Source organism: Pseudogemmobacter faecipullorum (assembly GCF_020539525.1).
In the GTDB taxonomy this organism is placed as follows: Bacteria; Pseudomonadota; Alphaproteobacteria; order Rhodobacterales; family Rhodobacteraceae; genus Pseudogemmobacter; species Pseudogemmobacter faecipullorum.
In genome coordinates this window covers 1-863 of the sequence record NZ_JACDXX010000082.1, presented here as the reverse complement: position 1 = coordinate 863, position 863 = coordinate 1, and the positions used below count along the sequence as shown (strand labels likewise).

The window sequence follows — 863 nt, the reverse complement described above, 5'->3', positions numbered from 1 at the left end:
GTGTAGCCGTTCAGGACGGCGATGCGGACCTGGAGCTCGGCGACCTGACGGTCGAAGTCCCGAGCCATGAGCCGCTGGCCCAGCAGCTTCACGCAATGCATCTTCGTCTCGACGCGGCTTCGGCGGTGATATCCGCTCCATCGTCGCCAGATCGCGCGGCCGAGGTATTTCGATGTCCGCAGTGCTTCGTTTCTTGCGACCGCACCGGCGGTGACCGTCTTCCACGGCTTGGCGTTCTTGCGGGGTGGGATGACTGCGTGGGCACCGCGATCGGCGATCGCGTCGTGGCACTTTCGAGTATCGTAGGCGCCATCCGCGGTGACGCTGCCGATCTGTTGGTGCGCGGGGATCTGACTGAGAAGATCGGGCAGCACCGGTGCATCTCCGATGTGGCTCGCGGTGACCTCGACGGCTCGAATTTCCAATGTTTCCTCATCGATCCCGAGGTGGATCTTGCGCCAGACGCGGCGTTTCGGGCCACCATGCTTGCGGGCGTGCCACTCGCCTTCGCCCTCGACCTTGATGCCCGTGCTGTCGATGAGCAGGTGCAGCGGGCCCTTCGACCCACGGTAGGGGATGTTGACGGCCAAGGTCTTCTGGCGGCGGGACAGCGTGCTGAAGTCGGGGACCGACCAGTCGAGGCCAACCAGCCGCAGCAGGCTCTCGACAAAACCGGTCGTCTGCCGAAGCGCCATGCCGAACAGCACTTTCATCGAAAGGCACATCTGGATAGCGGCATCGCTGTAGGTCTGCTGGCGGCCACGCCTGCCTGTCGGCGCAGCGTCCCAGCTCATCTCGGGGTCGAACCAGATCGTCAGCGAACCCCGGCGCTTGAGCGCATCGTTATAGGCTGGCCAGTTCCT

General features: G+C 64.3%; 1 protein-coding gene. It reads right to left on the bottom strand.

Features of this window, described 5'->3' with window-relative positions; all coding sequences use genetic code 11:
* A partial coding sequence (locus H0485_RS21280) for an IS5 family transposase (RefSeq protein ID WP_226937871.1) occupies window positions 1-863 on the bottom strand: 863 nt, incomplete at both ends.